Annotated in this window: 10 protein-coding genes; 7 read left to right on the top strand and 3 right to left on the bottom strand. The window is 62.7% G+C overall.

Annotation, left to right across the window (positions count from 1 at the left end; genetic code table 11):
* The first annotated feature begins 5 nt into the window (after positions 1–5).
* The gene (ppk1, locus tag C4S68_RS13775) at positions 6–2,396 is read left to right on the top strand and encodes a polyphosphate kinase 1 (RefSeq protein WP_103933648.1); all 2,391 of its coding nucleotides are present in this window, start codon (positions 6–8) and stop codon (positions 2,394–2,396) included.
* A 40-nt stretch (positions 2,397–2,436) separates the two neighbouring features.
* Here the strand turns inward: ppk1 and C4S68_RS13770 are convergent, their stop codons facing one another.
* Positions 2,437–6,867, bottom strand: coding sequence for an Ig-like domain repeat protein (locus C4S68_RS13770; RefSeq protein ID WP_160115150.1), 4,431 nt, complete (start codon positions 6,865–6,867; stop codon positions 2,437–2,439).
* Between the two features lie 404 nt (positions 6,868–7,271).
* On the opposite strand from C4S68_RS13770, the gene pdxS reads away from it, so the two are divergent.
* Positions 7,272–8,282: a pyridoxal 5'-phosphate synthase lyase subunit PdxS gene (pdxS, locus tag C4S68_RS13765; RefSeq protein WP_103933646.1), complete on the top strand. Its 1,011-nt coding sequence runs from the start codon at positions 7,272–7,274 to the stop codon at positions 8,280–8,282.
* A 133-nt stretch (positions 8,283–8,415) separates the two neighbouring features.
* Here pdxS and C4S68_RS13760 read toward each other — a convergent pair whose 3' ends face one another.
* Together C4S68_RS13760 and C4S68_RS13755 are read right to left on the bottom strand one after the other, a co-directional pair.
* A complete protein-coding gene (locus C4S68_RS13760; RefSeq protein WP_160115149.1) occupies positions 8,416–11,922 on the bottom strand; it encodes a TonB-dependent receptor in 3,507 nt (1,168 codons plus the stop codon).
* A 349-nt stretch (positions 11,923–12,271) separates the two neighbouring features.
* Entirely contained in the window at positions 12,272–13,168 is an 897-nt protein-coding gene (locus C4S68_RS13755; protein WP_103933644.1) for an SMP-30/gluconolactonase/LRE family protein, read from the bottom strand.
* A 200-nt stretch (positions 13,169–13,368) separates the two neighbouring features.
* Here C4S68_RS13755 and C4S68_RS13750 point away from each other — a divergent pair, with 200 nt between their 5' ends.
* From C4S68_RS13750 to C4S68_RS13730, 5 genes are all read left to right on the top strand, one after another.
* Positions 13,369–14,004 carry a pyridoxamine 5'-phosphate oxidase family protein gene (locus C4S68_RS13750; protein ID WP_103933643.1) on the top strand — a complete coding sequence of 212 codons (636 nt, stop codon included), beginning with the start codon at positions 13,369–13,371 and terminating at the stop codon, positions 14,002–14,004.
* A 29-nt stretch (positions 14,005–14,033) separates the two neighbouring features.
* Positions 14,034–14,630 carry a pyridoxal 5'-phosphate synthase glutaminase subunit PdxT gene (gene pdxT / locus C4S68_RS13745; protein ID WP_103933642.1) on the top strand — a complete coding sequence of 199 codons (597 nt, stop codon included), beginning with the start codon at positions 14,034–14,036 and terminating at the stop codon, positions 14,628–14,630.
* A 28-nt stretch (positions 14,631–14,658) separates the two neighbouring features.
* On the top strand, positions 14,659–15,432 hold the full coding sequence (locus tag C4S68_RS13740) for a cupredoxin domain-containing protein (RefSeq protein ID WP_235011593.1): 774 nt from the start codon (positions 14,659–14,661) through the stop codon (positions 15,430–15,432).
* Positions 15,433–15,797: 365 nt separating this feature from the next.
* On the top strand, positions 15,798–17,732 hold the full coding sequence (locus C4S68_RS13735; protein WP_235011592.1) for a cytochrome c oxidase subunit I: 1,935 nt from the start codon (positions 15,798–15,800) through the stop codon (positions 17,730–17,732).
* 148 nt (positions 17,733–17,880) lie between these two features.
* Positions 17,881–18,654 carry a cytochrome c oxidase subunit 3 gene (locus C4S68_RS13730; RefSeq protein WP_103933640.1) on the top strand — a complete coding sequence of 258 codons (774 nt, stop codon included), beginning with the start codon at positions 17,881–17,883 and terminating at the stop codon, positions 18,652–18,654.
* Positions 18,655–18,978 lie beyond the last annotated feature (324 nt).

Genomic DNA, 18,978 nt, shown 5'->3' with positions numbered 1-18,978 from the left:
AATCCATGGCAACGGACGAGAAAGCAACTGCCGCGAAGAAGTCGGCCACCGGCAAGACACCTGCAACCCAACCCGCAGTTCGCGGTGTCAGGATTTCAAGCGCCGCGAAGAAGGCCGCGACCAGGCGCACATCAGCGGCCGCTCCTGCCACGCGCGCGCGACGTGCTCCAACGCACGTGGCCGCGAAGGCAGCCTCTGCAAAATCCGCCGCGGCCTCCGTCGCCACAGCGAAGTCGCACCACGCGCCGGTCCCGCACGCAAGCCGTTATTACAACCGCGACGAGAGCTGGATGCTCTTCAACCGTCGCGTGCTGGAGGAGGCAAGCGACCCTGCGAACCCGGTGCTGGAGCGCATCAAGTTCCTCGCGATCACCGCAAGCAATCTCGATGAGTTTCTCGAGATCCGCGTTGCCGCCCAGTTGCAGCAGATCGAAGAAGACGAAGGCTTGCCGCAGAAGCCGGATGAAGATGGATTGACGCCGCAACAGAGGCTGGTCCGGCTCGCCGACATCCTGCATCGCTTTCATGACGAGCAGTGCCGCGTCTGGAACAAGGTCCTCGTTCCCGCGCTCGATGAAGCCTCCATCCGCATCGTGAGCTGGAAGCAGGCCACTGACTCGCAACGCCGCTTTGCCACGCGCTTCTTCCATGACGAGATCGATCCGATGCTGACCCCCGTCACCATCGACCCATCGCACCCGTTCCCCCGCGTGCTCAACAAGGCGATGACGCTCGCTCTGCTGCTGCAGCACAAGCGTAAAGGCCGTAGCCCGGCGCCGCATGTGCTCGGCGTCGTCACCATTCCCCGTTCTCTGCCTGGACTGCTGGTTCTACCGGCGACCAACGGTCATCGCGACTTCATGCTGCTCGATGAACTCATCGCTGCACAGCTTGAAGGCATGTTCCGCGGCTATCGCATTGTCAGCCGTGCGAGCTTCCGTGTTACACGCAACTCGAATCTCTACCTCGAAGAGGAAGAGAGCCGCAGCGTACTTGAGAGCGTTCGTGAAGAGCTCCACAACCGCCGCAAGGGCGATGCCGTGCGCCTCGAGATCGAGGCCAGCGCCAACGACGAGATCGTCGAGCGCCTCCGCGTCAACTTCGAGCTCGATCCCTGGCAGGTCTTCCACATCGACGCTCCCGTCAACTTCACGCGCCTGATGGCTGTCTATAGTGCCGTGCAGAAGCCGGAGCTGAAGTTCCCCGAATTCCACGGCCGCCGCATCCGGGTCACCGAAGGCAAGGACATCTTCTCGCTCATTCGCCAGGGCGACATCATGCTGCATCATCCCTTCGACAGCTACAACACCGTCGAAAGCTTCATCGAAGGCGGCACGCTGGATCCGCGAGTCATTGCGATCAAGCAGACGTTGTACAGGACGAGCGCGGACTCAGCGATCTTCCGCGCATTGAAGGAAGCGGGAGCAACCAAGGACGTCACCGTCGTCGTTGAACTGATGGCTCGCTTCGATGAAGCTTCCAACATCCGGTGGGCGCGCGAGCTCGAAGATGCAGGGGTGCAGGTCTTCCACGGAATCTTCGGCCTCAAGACGCACTGCAAGCTCTCACTCGTCGTCCGGCGCGATCCCGACAACGTCATTCGCAGCTATGCGCATCTGGGTACCGGCAACTACAACCCGGTCACCTCGCGCTTCTACACGGACATCAGCCTGCTGACCTGCCGTCCCGAAGTCACCGACGCCGTGCAGCACGTCTTCCGTTACCTCACGGCGGAGTGGGCCACGGGCAGCAAGAGCTATCGGCCGCTGCTGGTCTCTCCTATCACGCTGGCCAACGATGTGCTCGCGCTGATCGACCGCGAGGCCAGGCACGCTCGTGCAGGAAAGCCCGCGCGGATCATCGCGAAGATGAATGCTCTGCTCGACAACAAGACGATCGAGGCTCTCTATGCCGCCTCAAAGGCGGGCGTAGAGATCGACCTCATCGTGCGTGGCATGTGTGCTCTCAGAGCCTGTGTCCCAGGGCTCAGCGACCATATTCGGGTGCGTTCCATCATCGGAAGATTCCTGGAGCACAGCCGCATCTTCTGGTTTGCCAATGGCGGGGAGGAAGAGGTCTACGCAGGGAGCGCCGACTGGATGTCGCGCAACCTGTATGAGCGCTGCGAGGTCGTCTTCCCTGTTCTTGAGCCTGAGCTCAAGCGCCGCCTGCGTGACGAGATCCTCGAAGCGTACCTGCGCGACAACGTAAAGGCACGCATCCTGAAGGCCGATGGCAGCTACGTGCGTGCCCCACGCGGCGGGTCGGCATTCAGTTCGCAGGACTGGCTGATGCAGCTGGCCATTGCACAGACGCAGGCCTCCACGCAATCCGCAACACAGAGCACCAACGAGACCACGGCGCGGCCCAGGTCGATTCGCAAACCTACGGCCTGAGCCGACGGCTCAGCAGGCTTGAAGCTCCATAGCTCTCAGCCTACTGAACCGTCACAGAGAACGTGGTGTCGTGGTTGGTCGAAGCTCCGGCCTGGGTACCTGTCGTCGAGATGATGAAGCTCAACGCGCCGGTCGGTGTACCGCTGCCGAGACCAGTGCCTCCGCTAGCTGCTCCAGTGAGGGTCGTGCAACCGGTCGATGAGAACATCGCCAGGCTCGCAACGATGATGAGGAACAGCGCGGGCCTGCGACGCCGCACTCCAGGAAGCAGGCAACCAAGCAGCAGGCTCGCTGCGGCAATGCCGCCAGCGCGCCCTTCGAGCTGAGCTCGCAGTCCTCCGCCAAGCTCTGCCCCCTGCTGCGTCGTGATAACCAGCGTCGAGATGCCCGATCCGCTGATCGCCGTCGGCGTGAAGCTGCAGGTGGTCGACGTGCCCGAAGGCGCCACACAGGCGAGCGCCACGGTGCCGTTGAAGCCGTTCACCGCGGTCACCGTCAACGTGGAGCTTCCGCTCTTGCCACGCGTCAGCGTCAACGAACTCGGCGAGAAGCTCAGCGTGTAATCGGAAAATCCGATCGTCACCGCGTTCGATGTCGAACCCGTGGTGTTCGTGCCACCTGAAAAGACTGCCGTCACCGAATGCGAGCCAGAAGCAAGTCCCGTGGTGCTAAGCTGTGCGGTCGCCGTGTAGCTTCCGGTCGTCGTCACCGTCACTGTTCCGAGCGATACGGTCACGCCGTTGCGGGTGTCATAGAAAGTGACGGTGCCAATCGGAGCACCCGGCGTGGGATTCGCTGTCGATGGCGCATCCGTGACCGTGGCCGTGAGGAGCACCAGCGTATCCGCCAGCCCGCTCGTTGAGCTTGAGATCAGTGCAGTCGTCGAAGCAACCGGTGGAGCGGCCGGTGTGGTTCCTCCCGTGCTGCCGGTCGAATTACTGCTCGAGTAGTTGCCATCGCCGTTATAAGTTGCCGTCACCGTGGCGCCGCTGACGGCGGTCGTCGTCCACGTTGCGACGTTGCCCGTGAGCGTGACAGTGGTCGTGGTGGTTCCGTTCGAGAAGGTAACGTTGCCCGTTGGCGCTGTGGCTGTCGAGCTTGTCGTCGAACTGGCGACGGTCGCTGTATAGGTCACCGACTGCCCCGCGGTCGGATTCGTAGGATTCGAGGTCAGCGCCGTCGTGGTGGCAGCCTTGCCTACCGTCAGCTGGGCAGCCGTGATCTGCACGTTGCTGCAGTTGAAGGTCGTTCCCGTGCACGTCGCCTGGATGTTGTAGCTGCCCACGGAGGGAGCGACGATCGTCGTTGTGCCAGTCGCCGTGGTGCTGGAGGTCGGACTGAGCTGAATCGACGCAGTGACCGTCGCCGTTCCATATAGCGTGAGGTTCACCGTACCGCTGGGGCCTGTACCCGAGGTCGCGGTACCCGTTGCCGTGGCCGAGAGCGTCAGAGTCTGGCCATAGGTGGCCGTCGTCGGAGCGACGGCGATGGTCACTGCCGCTGCCGGCCCTACCGTGACGGTCACCGGGCTGGTGCTCGCCTGGCTGTTGTAGTTTCCATCCCCGTTATAGGTCGCCGTAATGCTCTGCGAGCCCGCTGCCGTAAGGGTCGGCGTCAGCGTGGCCGTGTTACCGGCCAGGTTCGCGGTGCCCAGCGTGCCCTGCAGGGACGAAGAGAAGGTCACCGTGCCCGTCGGAGCGGTGCCTCCGGTCGTCGAATTTACCGTCGCCGTCAGGGTCGTCGTCGAACCCGTCGCCACCACGGTCGGATTCGCCGCGATGCTCACACTCGTTCCAGCCGTCGAGGCTGCCGTCGTCACCGAGTTCGAGGTGTTCCCACTAAAGGTGTTGTCCCCCGCATAGATCGCATTGAACGTATGTGCCGTCTTCCCGCTGATCGTCGTCGAGGTAAAGGTCGCCGAACCGCCATTTACCCCGTTCGATCCGATCGACACGCCATCTTCGTAGAACGTCACGGTCCCCGAAGGAGTCGTCGAGGTTCCCGAAGGGCTCGTGTAGTGGATCGTATCGATCAGCGTCGTGGTGTTACCGCCGACGGGCGGATTCGGATTCACCGTCAGCGTGCCGGTGGTGGTATTGCCGCCAGACCCAGAGGCAGAGGTCGTGATCACCGGTGACTGACTGGTCTGGAAGTTCGCATCGCCGGAGTACACAGCGTAGAAGGTGTGCGTCGTCGTGCCGCTAATCGCAGTGGAGCTGTAGGTCGCCGTTGCCCCGCTAAGCGCTGCCGTGCCGAGCAGAGCACCATCCTCGTAGAAGCTCATCGAGCCCGTGGGAGCGCTGCTGCCGCTCGTGTACGTCAGCGTCGCGGTCAGGTTCGTGGTGCTCCCGCCTACGGGCGGATTCGGATTGACACTCAGCGCCGTCGAGGTCGCAGTACTACCAGTTGTGCTGCCGGCGGTGGCATTCGCGGTGTTGTAGTTGCCATCGCCCGCATAGTTCGCGGAGAAGCTGTGATACGAGCCGGTCACGCTGCTGACGGTGATCGTGGCCACGCCACTGCTGTTCAGCTGGGCTGTACCGATCGCGGTCGCGTAGTCATACACCGTCACGCTGCCCGTCGGCGTGGGATACGGCGAGCCCGGACCGCTGACCGTCGCGGTAAACGTAACCGAAGTGCCCGCCGCCGGGTTCGAGGGGCTCGCCGCGAGCGTCATCGTCGCAGTCCCCTTGATCACATTCGCCGAGACATTGATCGGGTTGTAGCAGGTAAAGCTCGGGTCCGCGCTGACGCAGTTCACCTTGAAGGCGAGATAACCAGCCTGTGTCGCCGGCACCTGGACCGTCGCGGTTGCGGTTCCGCCCGAGCCGCTCAGGGTCCCGGTATAGGTCGGCGGGCTGGCAAGATACTGCGGGATGACGGTGACCGTACCGCTCGGCGTCCCTACGCCGGATGGAGAGCTGTCCGTGACCGTGAAGGCGATCATCTGCCCGACCGCGGTAGAAGCCGGGGCGCTCGCCCCCACGTTAGAGGCCTCCGCCGAGACCGAGAAGGAATCCGTCACCGAAACGGCCTGCGCGTAGTTCGCATCGCCGGAGTATTGCGCGGCAACCGTATAGTTGCCTGCTGCGAGCTGGTTCGTCGTGACGCTGTAGGTGCCGTTCGTCAGCGATCCCGAACCTGCACTCGCGCCCGTGTTCAGCGCGAAGTTGATCGTGCCCGTCGGAGTCGCCAGAGAGCTGTTCCCCGAGGTGTTCGTCACGTTGGCGGTGAAGGTGATGTTCTGCCCATGGGCCGCGCCGGGATTGTCGATCGTGATCTGAACGTTGTTCGACGAGGCTCCAGCCGGAAACACCTTGGCCAGCTGAGCCATCGACACGACGCCGAGCCCCGTAGCAGCCTCCCACTTGCCGGACGCCGTCGCGGTGGCAGCCGATGAGGCTGGAACGACGGCTGCGCTCGCCGAGCTGACCTTTACAGCACCGTTGGTGCTGCTCGCGTCGTCCGGTTGCGTGTAGAGCCCGGGCGTCATGCGCAAGGCGTACATCGTTCCTGCAATATTGCCCAACCGAGCAGCCGTCCCGTCAGGATTCGCAGGCTCACGCGCGAGGATCGTCTGCATCGTTGAGGCGAAGTCCGCGAGCGAGCTTGCCGTCACATCCGGCTCATGCCGCAGCGCATCCGACGGAAGTCCGGTGGCGACCTGCCACGAGGGACGAAGCCCGGCGTAGTCGCTGAGCGCATCGGTGCTGGTCGTCGGCGTCAGGCCAGCCCCGAGCGCCACCGAGGTGATCTCGGGGAAGATGGACGGAAGCCCGGCAGCGCCGCGCGTGCCGCATTCCGCCGCAGCCAGCACCGTGATGCCCTGCGCCACTGCCTCGCGCAGCGCCAGCTCTAATGCCGAGCGGGTCGGTGTATCGAAGTCTTCGGCGCAGGCAGCCGTATCCAGCGTGACCACGCGCGCAGTATTGGCTTCCACGACAGTCGCCAACGCTGCCAGCACGTCATTTGCGGTCGAGGCCACGCCATCCGCGCTCAAAGTCAGCGGATACGCACTGGGAGCGTTCGAGAATCCGTCAATCGTAATCGCATACGCCCGCAGCGCCGCGGGAATCTTCACCGCCGAGCTGTTTGCGTAGTAGGTCGTTGACCCGGTGGCGTAGCTATGCAGAGAGGCTGCAAAGGCCGCCTCAACCTGCGTCACGGTTCCAGTCAGCGCTACCCGAGTCCCCGATGCCGAGACCGGACCGACGCTCAGGCCATTGGCCTGGGCGAACGTCGTCACTGCAGCGACGGCGTTCGCGTCAGGCCCATAGCTTTGAGCGAACTGGGCCGGTGTCACCCACCGGTGCCAGGAGCTCGAGCCGGTCGTCTCTACGTCGGAGACGAACTGCTCGAGCGCGGCCTCGTGCGCCTCGGAGGGCGCAAGATGGACCGTCAGCGTAACGGACTGCGCCGCCGGCAGGGAGCCAAGATCGGCCACGCCTACCGGAACTACAGCAGGGCGCAAAGAATCTGCGACCTGGGAGAAAGCCGCTACAGGCGACAACACCGACATCGCGGCGAGAACCGCGGGACCTAGGAGTCTTTGACGGCGAAGGAAGCGCATAGCGGGTGATCGAATTGTTCCCTAGCCTCAACCTTTGTGCAACCCACAACCGTAACCGCGAACCATACACAGTCGTAACCCGTTGATGACTCGAAAAGGAACGCTACGAGATGGAGAGGATCAAATCCGCCGCGCGAAGTTCTTCAAAGAGTTCCTTCCGCGCGACGAAAACGCTTGCGCGTTCCGTCCAGCTAGCTGAGCGGTATATTCTCCGGGGCCCAAACTGCGGTGAAACAAGCTGATAAACTGGGAACTAAACGCAGACCCGCGTGGCACCCCTTGTGCGTGTGCCGGAAGGAGTACCCATGAATCCCAACAGCAATGGTGATGGAACAGGTTCCAGCCTGCGGCTCAAGACCGGCCTGGCCGAGATGCTCAAGGGCGGCGTCATCATGGACGTCATGAACGTGGAGCAGGCCAAGATCGCCGAAGAGGCCGGAGCTGTCTCTGTGATGGCGCTCGAGCGCGTTCCCGCCATGATCCGCGCCGAAGGCGGCGTGGCCCGCATGGCCAACCCCAAGCTCATCAAGCAGATCATGGCCACGGTGAACATCCCCGTCATGGCCAAGGCCCGCATCGGCCACTTTGCCGAAGCGCAGGTCCTTCAGCAGCTCGGCGTGGATTTTATCGACGAGTCCGAGGTCCTGACCCCGGCCGATGAGCAGTTTCACATCGACAAGCACGCGTTCACCACGCCCTTCGTCTGCGGCGCCAAGAACCTCGGCGAAGCCCTCCGCCGCATCGCTGAAGGCGCGGCCATGATCCGCACCAAGGGTGAGCCGGGCACGGGCGACGTCGTCCACGCCGTCACCCACATGCGCACCATCACCCGCGAGATCAAGGGCCTCACCGTCCTCTCCGATCAGGAGCTCTACAACGCCGCCAAGCTCCACGGCGCACCCTACGAGCTCATCCGCATGGTCGCCAAGACCGGCAAGCTCCCCGTGCCCAACTTCTCCGCCGGTGGCATCGCCACCCCGGCTGACGCCGCCCTCATGATGCAGCTCGGCGCCGAGACCGTCTTCGTCGGCTCCGGCATCTTCATGAAGGATGGCGCAACGCCGCTCAACGTGTCGCTCTGGACCAGGGAAGACGCCGAGATCGGCCTCTGTAAGTCGGACGAAGTCGGCACCCCCAGCGAACCCGACGAGCACGCGGAAGCGGTCTCCCGCGCCAAGGCCATCGTCCTCGCGGCCACACACTTCAGCGATGCCAAGATCCTCGTCGAAGCCAGCGAGCAGGTTCTCGGCAGCATGAAGGGCCTCGCCGCAGCAGCCATCGAAGCGAAGGAACGCATGCAGGACCGCGGCTGGTAACTCGCTCGACAACATCCCGCAACAAGAAGGCCCTGATGCTCCGCGTCAGGGCCTTTTTCCATCCGCAAAACGACTCGCCCCGTCCGGAAGACGGGGCGAGTCGTAACTCATTGCAGTTCGATGGACTGACTTCTTAGAACGTTAGTTTGAGTGCAAGCTGCACCAGGCGAGGATTGTTCACCGTGGAGTTCACAGCGCCGAAGGGAGAGTTAGCAGGTATAGCCGCGTCTGACGTTGTGCTGCTAGCCGCGACACCTGCACCGGCGTTAATGTCGTTGACCGGCATACCATACTGCGGATGATTGAAGAGGTTGAAGAACTCTGCGCGGAAGTTCAGGCCGACGTCCTTCGGAAGAGTGAACTGCTTGATCAGCGAGAAGTCGGAGTTCCAGAAGTCCGGACCGACAACCGGAACGCGCGCAGCGTTCCCGAGCTGACCCTCGGCGGGAGCCTCAAAGCAGGCTGGGTTGAGCCACTGGTGGGCGCCGTGGTTTGCGGCGTACACGTTGCAGCCGGCGACCTGGTCCGGACGGTTCCAGTTGTAGCTGTTACCGCCGGTATTGAAGGAAACGCCGGATTGATTGTTGCTGTCGATCAGAGGAACCGGGAATCCCGAGGAACCTCTTTCGATCAGCGTCACCTGCCAGCCGCCCACAAGACTATTGGTGGCCCCGCTCCAATTGGAGCCGAACTGCCTTCCACGGCCGAAGGGAAGGTCGTAGATGACACTGGCGACAAAGCTGTTATTGAGATTGATCTGCGACAGCGAACGGTCCAGGCTCTGCCAGTTCGGAAGCGGAAAGTAGGGGGCACTGAGCTCGGAACCGAGGCCGTCGCTCAGACCGTTGTCATAGGTCCTCGAGTAGGTATAAGCGACCAGGGCATAAAGACCATGTTTCGGGGTCTTGGTCTCCGCCTTGATCTGCAGCGAGTTATAGCTGGTCGTACCGAGATCGCCGGCCTCCAGGATCGTGCTGCCGGTCCCGTAGTTGGGCGTGTACGGGGAAGAACCGACACAGCCTATGTGGTTTGAGGTAGACAAAGCGCAACCAGAAGGGCCGCCCGTGTTGATGTCATTCCCCAGCATCAGGATGTGGGTACCGTGGGTACCCGCGTAGCCTCCCGTCAGGACCAGGCTGCCGAACAACTGACGCTCGACATCGACGCTGTACTGTTGGACGCGGCCTAACTTGAGGTTTGTGGGCTCATAGGTAAACGCGCCCTGGTAGTTCGCAAGGGTGGAGGGTGTAGGAAGCAGCGCAAAACCGTCAGAGAGAGTGGGAGCGCTGAAGTTGTCAGATTCGCCCAGGAAAGGTGGGTTCTGCCAAAGGCCTTGTGCTCCCTGACTCCAAGCGGAGTCGTGATAGAGCGCATAACCGCCGCGAAGTACCGTCTTGTCGCTGCCAAAGACCTTCCAGGCTGCTCCGACGCGAGGTTCGAGCGCCGTCCAGTCCATGTTGATCCCTGCCGACGCGCCGACGCCATTTTGATTGGCAATCAGCAGTGAACCGCCGGAAGACGACGGGATGTAGTCCGCCATTTTGCCGTGCGCCTCTGTGATCGGAGTCGTCATGTCATAGGCGAGGCTTACGTTCAGCGTGAGCGAGGGAGAGACTCTCCAATCATCCGAGATGAAGGGACGCCAGATCTTCCAGCGGCGTCCCGTGACAGCCCCCTGGTACGTCTGGTCGTGAATGGCGCCGCCGCTCGTAAGGCCGAGCAGGAAGTCGGCCTCAACATTGCCCGCAGCCACGCAAGTCTTAGAGGCATTCGGAGCATTACATGCGCCGGTGCCCGCAGTAGCGTTTCCGAAGAGTCCCTCAAGCCAGAAACCATCCGCGAAAGCTTCCGAACCCACATTCATCTGGTTGGCTCGGAGATCGAGGCCCATTCTCAACTCATGCTTGCGCAGGATGAGATCGAGCACGTCCTTGAAGGAGTAGATATCCGTGCCGCCCTGGAACGGCGAGTAACCGCGATCGCCGAGAGCCCAATACCCGCCGTTCTCGAAGTCTGTCGAGACCAATCCACAGCTATAGGCGCCGGCAGCGCAGGTGGTCCCTGTCCCGCCGCCGCACCCAAGGTTGGCGCCGGGAATGCCCAGCTTAGCCGAGGCGCAAGTTCCCGTGCCTTGCGACAGGATGTAGTCGAAGATCCGGTTGTAGCCAAAGCTGGCCTGGTTGATAAACTTCGGCGAAAACACGTGGGTTTCGCTGAGAGCGATGTTCCGTGCGTGGTTCGCGATCCGCTGGTTGCTGCCGAACGCACCAGCTTCGGCAAGCGATCCGATCCCACCGCCGCCGGGGACATACGAAGTCGCCTGATCGTAGCTGAAGCGGGCGAAGGCATTGTCTTTGCTGGAGAACGTCTGATCCACGCGTGCGTCGAACTTGGTTTCGTTCAGGCTGCGCACGGGCGAGTTGACGAAGTTATAGTCTCCAGCGGGGTTGTTGGCATTCGGCGCTGGATACAGGTTGATCATCGCCTGCCCAATACTGTTGAACAGATTCGTCGGAATCTTGTCGCAAGGTACCCCAACGCCCTGAACCCCACCAGGACCTGCTGGGAGTGGCGCCCCAGAGGTATTACATTGGAACGCTGTACCCGTGTTGGGATTAATGATGGCTCGACCAGAGGCAAGCGGCGACCCGAATGGATCGTTCGTGAAGTCGCCGGAGCGCATGGCTAGAGAAGGAACAAGGCCGGTAAAGGTCTGGCCCTGACGCTGATATTTCTGTTCGGCATCGACGAAAAAGAAGGTCTTGTCCTTCACGATGGGGCCGCCGATGGCGCCGCCGAACTGGTTCAGGTTGAACTTCGTGGGCGTTTGAGAGAAGTAGTTCCGGGCATCGAGCTTGGTATTGCGGACAAACTCGAACAGCGAGCCGTGAAAATCATTGGAACCTGACTTCGTGGTGACCAGCACCGTCGGACCCGCTCGTGTACCGTACTCCGCCGAGTAGGTGTACGTCAGAACCTTGAACTCCTGGATGTCGTCGATCGAGGAGAAGATGCCAATGCCTCCTCCGGTCAACTCGTTGTTATCAACGCCGTCCAGCAGCCAGTCCGTGCTGTTGGGACGTGAACCTCCCACCGACAGCGAGAAGGAACCGCGCGCTGCCACTTCGCTGTCCGCACCGGAGGTGAAGAAGCTGTTCGGGTTTGTCTCCGCCGTCGCACCTGCGGTGAGCGTCGCCAGTTGAACGAAATTGCGCCCATTCAAAGGCAGCTGCGATACCTGCTGCGCGGTGACGACCTGCCCCAGAGAAGAGGTCCCGGTCTCCACCGCGACCGCGTCCCCGGTCACGAGTACCGTGGTGTCAACGGTTGCCGGCACCAGCGAAAAGTCCAGCTCGCGCGCTTCCTGTACCTGGAGCACCAGGTCCTTCGAGGCAGCGCTTCGAAACCCCGGCGCGTCCACGCGGACGACATACGTCGCTGCGGGCAGCAGCGGAATCAGATAGTGCCCTGCACTGTCCGTCTTGGTCGCGCGAGTAAGCCCCGTAGCCTGCGAAACGACTGTGACGTCAGCCCCGGTAACGCTGGATCCGGACTTATCGAGCACATTGCCCGAGAAACTTCCCGATGCCTGTCCGTAGATCGGGGAGCTGGTGATGAGCGCAGTCAAGAAGAGCGCCAAAAGGAGATACAGGGAGCGTTTGGTCCCTGCAACAGTCTTAACCGGCCGAATACAGATAGCCGGCAACTTCACTTGGATCATGGTCTAACCCCCTGATATATCTCGTTGAGGTGGATTGACTTGCGATGGCGAGAAGGATTCACTCTACGAACTGGCTGCCCAGAAGTCAAAGTGCCTTTCGATAGGCTCGCGATCCAAACGGTGGAAATATGGTCGGGAATTCATCCGGCGCTGATGCCTATCTCCATGCTGCTCCATCCTTTGTTGCGATCGAGCCGGCCGGAAACGATGCTTTGAAACATTTCATCCGCGTCATCCGCAGCGAAGGGATCCGTTCGCTGCCTCAGCTTCACTTCGGCATGGGCACGGCGTACACCTTGCCCATGCCTCGCTCGGTGAACCACAGCGTCCCACCGAATGGCTCAACGCCCGTGGGAGTCTTGAGTCCTTCGCGGATCACCGTCACATGCGCCCGGTCGCCATCGATCGTCAACGCAGAGATCTTACCGCCTGCATTCTCCGCGACGTAGAGCTTCCCATTTGCTGCTCGCATGCCGTCCGGCCCACGCACAGGCGCGTCCATCCAGATGTCGACCGGAACGCCGGGCTTTCCCGCAGCATCGACAGGAATCCGGTACAGCTTGTTGAAGAAGACGTTGTTCACATACATCACACCGTCGAGAAACGTGATTCCATCCACACCCATTAGCACGCGGTTCTCGAGATACAGCTCCGGAGTCGGCGCTCCGCTAGCGAGGCGATAGATCTTCGAGTTGGCTGTATCCGTCACATACAGCGCCTTGTCCGGACCGATCGAGAAGTCGTTGCAGGTGGTGGTATCGCCTGGAAGATCCCAGCGCCACTTCGGTACTCCGGTGGCGAGATCGAAGCTCCGCAGCGCCGTGTGCCGTTTCGCCGGAGTCGAGCCGGCAACGGGCGTCAGCTGGCACGCCCACAACGTGGAGGACTTCGCGTCCGCCAGCATCCCGAAGAAGAACGTCCCCGCAGGCTCAGAGCTCACGTCGATAAACTTCTCAGCCACGGTGGCTCCGGGCCTCAAGCGATAGACGAACGGCGAGCTGGCGCTGCCGACGATCAGAGTTCCATCCGGCGCGACCGTCATGCTCTCCGGCTGAGATTGCGCGTCACCGATCAGCATCCCGGAGGCAGCTGTCTGCGCCGAGGATGTGCTCGTGCTGAGGTCACACAGCACCAGTACCGTACCAACGACAATCTTCACGCTCATAGGTCAGTCGAACCTCAGCTTTACCGAAGGAGTCTGCCGGCTCCAGGGAGGCGGCCACTTCGTTCATATGTCTCGCGTGCGACCCAGTGTATGAGATCCGTTGGGATTTCAACCACTGCTTCGTTGCCAGGTCCGTAGGAAGATCTGCATCAAACCTCGTCCGGTCGGCGTCCATAACGGTGGCCCATGGAGGGTTCCCGATGACAGGCCGCTTTGCCAAGCTCACATACACACCTTCGGTTCTGGAGATTCAGCAGAAGATGGGCAGCAATGCCGCGAACCGCCTGCGCTTCTCGCCCGACGAAGTCGAGGCCCTCACCGAGGACGAAGCCGCCTTCATCGCCCAGCGCGACAGCTTCTACATGGCCACCGTGAACGAAGATGGCTGGCCCTACATCCAGCATCGCGGCGGCCCGGCAGGCTTCCTCCATGTCGTCGACGAGCACACCCTGGCCTTCGCCGATGTCTCCGGCAATCGCCAGTACATCTCCACCGGCAACCTCGCCAGCGACGATCGCGTCGCGCTCTTCCTGATGGATTATCCGCATCGCACCAGGCTCAAGCTCCTCGCCCATGCAGAGGTAACGCCCTGGAGTGAGGCCTCCGAAGACCTGCGGCAGGCTCTGCCTCTCGGCGCCAGCGGTCGCCCCGAGCGCGTCATCACACTGCACGTCGAAGCCTTCGACTGGAACTGTCCCCAGGGCATTACCCCTCGCTGGACCTCCGACGAAATTCTTGAGAGCAGCGTGGGCGACCGGCTCCGCGAGCTCGAGCAGCAGAACGCACGCCTACGGGCGCAGCTGTCTGCGGCGACACTCGGCCAAACGCAAAGCTAGACGATCCTTCACCGGATACACTGAGTCTGATGGAAACCACCCCAAACATCGGTGTTCTCGCTCTGCAGGGCGCGTTCGAGGTTCACGCCAGAAGACTCTCTGAGCTGGGAGCCCGCACCCGCCTCGTCCGCAAGCCTGAAGACATCGAAGGCCTCGACGGCCTCGTCATTCCCGGCGGCGAATCTTCGACCTTTCTCAAGAACCTGGAGCGCGTCGGCTTCTACGACGTACTGGACACGTTCGTCCGAAACAAGCCTGTCTTCGGCACCTGCGCCGGCTGCATCCTCATCGCAAGAGAGGTTCGCAACCCCGCGCAGGCCAGCTTCGGCGTGCTCGACGCCACCGTCGAGCGCAACTTCTACGGCCGCCAGAACGACTCCATGATCCTCAACAGCGACACCACCCTCCCCGGCGGGCCGCTGGAGATGGTCTTCATTCGCGCCCCGCGCATCGCCGAGATCGGCCCCAACGTCGAGACCCTCGCCTCCCGCGCCGGCGACCCCGTGCTCGTCCGCCAGGGCCGCATCCTCGCAGCAACGTTTCATCCTGAGCTCACGCAGGACCTGAGGGTGCATCAACTCTTCCTCGACATAGTGATCGAGGAGAAGGCGAAGACCGCACCGTAGCCACCTCGCGTCCCCCTACAATGGACGCGTGCCCTCCGCACTCACGCTCGGCTTGTTGCGCGTGTGGCCTCTTCCGGCCGACGCGGCCGAGCATGGTCCCGCGCTCGATGCCCATCTGCGCCTGAATCTCTGGATCGCGTTTCTCCTGCTGCTCCTCGCCCATGGTCTGCTGATCGCCGGCGTGCTCTGGAAGAAGCGCGAGATACGCCACTCCGACAACCTGCTGCTCGAATATGGCCCGCTGGCCGCGCTGGTTCTGCTGTTCTTTGGCCTTGGAGTTCGCGCACAGATGCTATGGGCCGATCAGCGGTACACCGGCGCTGCGCCCGAAGCCATGCAAGTCGAGGTCACCGGCGTGCAGTTCGCCTGGTACTTCCGCTATCCCGGCGAGGACGAGACCTTTGGCGCCACATCCCCGGATCGCGTCGCTCCCGGAGAAGGCAATCCCCTGGGGATCGATCCTAAAGACTCACACGGCGTAGACGACTTCATCTCGAGCCAGCTCGTGCTGCCCGCCGGCCGCGAGGTAGACCTCACTCTGCACGCGCAGGACGTCATCCACGGATTCAGTATCCCGGAGCTGCGCCTGAAACAAAACGCGACACCCGGCATGACCTCGCATATCCACTTCACCGCAACCCAGCCCGGTGACTACGCAATTCTCTGCACACAGGTCTGCGGACTGGGGCATTACCGCATGCTCTCCACGGTTCGAGTGCTGCCGGAAGACCAGTTCGACACGTGGCTCGTGAAGCGCGAGCAGGCCGCACGTGCAAACGCGATCCTCGGGGGGCTGCGATGAGCCCCCCGAACAACAAGAACGGCGGCGCGGACGATCCGAAGCTCGAGCCGACGAACCCAGAGTCGCCAACGCCTGCGACAGATCCTCCGCCGCCTCGCGTGTCGAAGCTCCGCCCGCTCCGTCCGCAGGATGCGAGGGCGATCCCCAGGCCTGGGGCTCCGCAGCCAAACTCTCCGCCTTCAGTACCTCCGTCCGGCCCGAAACCGTCGTCCCAGCAAAACGGTTCCGTGGCCAAAGCTCCTGAGCCGGCTCCCCCGGCCACGCCCCAGCGGCTAAGGCCTGTCGCCCCGAACCTGGTCACATCGAAGCTGGCCTCGTCGAGACCCACGCCACCTAAACCTCCCACACCTCCAGCTCCAGGGCTATTGGCAGCATCACCCTCCGTCAAGCCCGGGAAGCCCATCGAGCCCGTTGCCCTGACCCCGTCACGGGTTCCAGTACCTCCCGGCCCCTCGCAGCCATCGGTCCCAGTCGCGAAGCAGCCCATCCTTCCGCTGTCGAAGCCACCATCTCCTCAGAAGCCAGCCGCGCCCGCGACCCCACCTCCGAAACCGAAGCACCGTCGCAGGCCCATCCTGCCCGATCTCTCCCCCTGGACGGAGCACCGCACCGTAGGCTTCGGCTATCTTGCCGTGTCCATCGCCGCCATTCTGGTCGGCACCGTCCTCTCGCTGCTCATGCGCGCTCATCTGAGCTGGCCGGCCTGGAAGCTGCCGCTGCACGGGCTGATTCTTCCGGAAGAGTACCTTGCGCTGGTCACGATGCACGGCACCCTGATGCTGTTCTTCGTGCTGACCGTCGCGCCGCAATCAGGCTTTAGCAACATCATCCTGCCCTCGCAGATCGGCGCGGATCGCATGGCGTTTCCCCGCCTCAATCTTCTGGGACTCGTCCTGACGGCTGCAGCTCTCGTGGTGCTGCTGGCCGCGTTCTTCGTTCCGGGGGGAGCTCCAATCTCAGGTTGGACAGCCTATCCACCACTCTCCGCCTCTGCTCTCGCGGGCCCCGGTCAAGGGCTCGGTCTCGACATCTGGCTCGGGAGCCTCGTACTGTTCTCGCTGGCCTCCACGCTGGGGGCCATCAACACCCTCACCACCATCGTCAAGCTGCGCTGCGAAGGCATGACCTGGGACCGGCTACCGTTGACCGTCTGGAGCTGGTTTACGGCAGCGATGCTCTCGGTTCTCGCGTTCAGCGTCCTGCTGGCTGCCCTGCTGCTGCTCAACTGCGACCGCCATCTGGGCACGAGCTTCTTCCTTCCCGCAGGCGACCTGATCAACGGCACGCTGGTCCGCGCGGTCTCTGACGTCGCTTCCGGCGGAGGCATTCTGTCTCGCGCCGAGGGCTCTCCGCTCCTCTGGCTGCATCTCTTCTGGTTCTTCGGCCATCCTGAGGTCTACATCGCCATTCTCCCCGGCATGGGTCTTACCTCGATGGTGCTGGCCAACTTCTCCCGCCGCCGCGTCTTCGCGTGGAAGATCATGATCGCGACGACGCTGCTCATCGGCCTTCTGGGAATCCTCGTCTGGGGCCACCACATGTTCGTCGCTGGACTCAACCCGTTCGCGGGCACGGTCTTCGGTGCGTCCTCGCTGGCGATCGCCATTCCCTCCTCCGCCAAGGTGCTCAGCTGGATCACCACGGTCTGGCGCGGACGTCCGCGCCGCACCACCGCCTTCCTCTTCGCGCTGGGATTCGTCTCGTTTTTTATCGCCGGAGGCCTGACTGGGCCCATCCTCGCGCAGCCGATCCTCGACGAGTACCTGCACAACACCTTCTTTGTCGTCGGCCACTTCCACCTGATCATGGCGATGTCAGGGGTCTTTGGGCTGTTCTGCGCGACATATTACTGGGCCCCGATCCTCTTCGGTCAGCAGCTCGACGAGCGCCTCGGCCGCATCCACTTCTGGACCACGCTGGTCTTCGCCTACAGCACCTTCCTGCCCATGTACACGCTCGGCCTTCGCGGCGAGCCGCGGCATTATGCCGAGCTGCCAACCACCGGCTCCGCAGGACACCTGCTGCAGGGTGCAATCGCCGTACAACAGCACATCACGGCCTCGGCGTTGCTGCTGGCCCTCGCACAGCTTCCTTTTCTCTGGAGCGTCTACCGCGCATGGCGATCCCGGCGGGATCCTGCCCTGCTGGCGCAGCAGAACCCTTGGTTTGCGACGACGCTCGAGTGGGCCCCCGCGCTGGCGCCCGACGCCCAGCGAAAGGTCTATCGTGAGCCTTGTGTCTATTCGCCGGACGGCGATATCTTCGATCCCCAGTGGGACGAGGATGCCGAGATCAAGTAACCGATCCTGCGATTTCCCATTGAGATCGAAACCACGGGACAAGATTGGCATCCAACGGTGCACAGTCCGCATATCGCGGAGTAAGCTGTAGACAATTCCGCCGCCGACCGGCTCGCACCGGCACGCTGGCACCCTGCCTCTGCACAAAATGCCCACGATCCTGACACCGCCGGAGATCGATCGCCGCAGCCGCCCTCCTTTCGAGGGCGACAATGGCTCTGGGCGTCGGCCTCCGACGGACAAGCGCACCGGGGGCAACGGAGATGGAGACGGCGACAACTGGGAACGTCGTCCCCAAGGCAGACGCGGGCCTCGCGAGCGACTTTCGCGCGCCCGGATCGGCCTGTTCTTTGCCCTCGCCGGCGACCTGATGTTCTTCGTTGCGCTGGTCAGCGTCTTCTTTGTCACCAAGGCCAGCGGACGATTCAACGAGACCGGACAATGGGTCCATGAGTGGATCCCCGTTGCGATTCCGCGCATTCTCGCCTTCAACACCGTGGTCCTGCTCATCAGCTCGATCACCGCAGAGCTCGCCCGGCGCGGCATGTTCCGTGAGCAGGACGTGATGGAAGAGTGGATCGGCCTGGGCAAGCCCACCACGCGGCGCGCCACCCTCTGGCTCTCCGTGACCCTGGCGCTCGGCGCTGCGTTCCTCGCGGGACAGTGGATGGCCTGGAAGCAGCTGGCCACCGCCCGCGTCTACCGGATGTCGCAGAGCAGCCACTTCTTTTACCTGATCACCGTGACGCACGCGATCCACCTGGCTCTGGGGATCCTGGCCCTGATCACCGCGCTCGCCGTACTGCGTTGGTCGCGGGCGCTTGCCACCCGCCAGGTCTTCGTCGACTGCACTGTGTGGTACTGGCACTCGATGGGCCTGCTGTGGATCTTCCTCTACCTCCTGCTTGAGTTTGGCCAGTGACCCGAAGCAAATCCACCCGGAAAGCATTCGAAGGGATCGTCCTGTTGCTGATGTTGCTATCGGCTGCGCGCGCTGCCAACGGACAAGGGTGCTCGCAATGCCTGGATCAGACCCGGGCCACTCCGGCCTCGGTGCAGGCTAGCTACCGTCACGCGATTGAGCTCATGGCCGGCGTTGCCGCAGGTTTGTTTCTCGCGGCGGCCTGGATGCTGCGCCGAGAGCCCTGAATCACTCGCTCAGACTGGATCCTGCGCAACCTCTGACTTCAATGCTGTGTCTGGGCGCTCCAGTTGACTCCGCGCCGAGACGCCGCGAAGCACAATA

It is taken from the genome of Bryocella elongata (genome assembly GCF_900108185.1).
Lineage (GTDB): Bacteria > Acidobacteriota > Terriglobia > Terriglobales > Acidobacteriaceae > Granulicella > Granulicella elongata.
The sequence above is the reverse complement of the archived record's forward strand: the minus strand, read 5'-3'. Positions and strand labels throughout refer to the sequence as shown.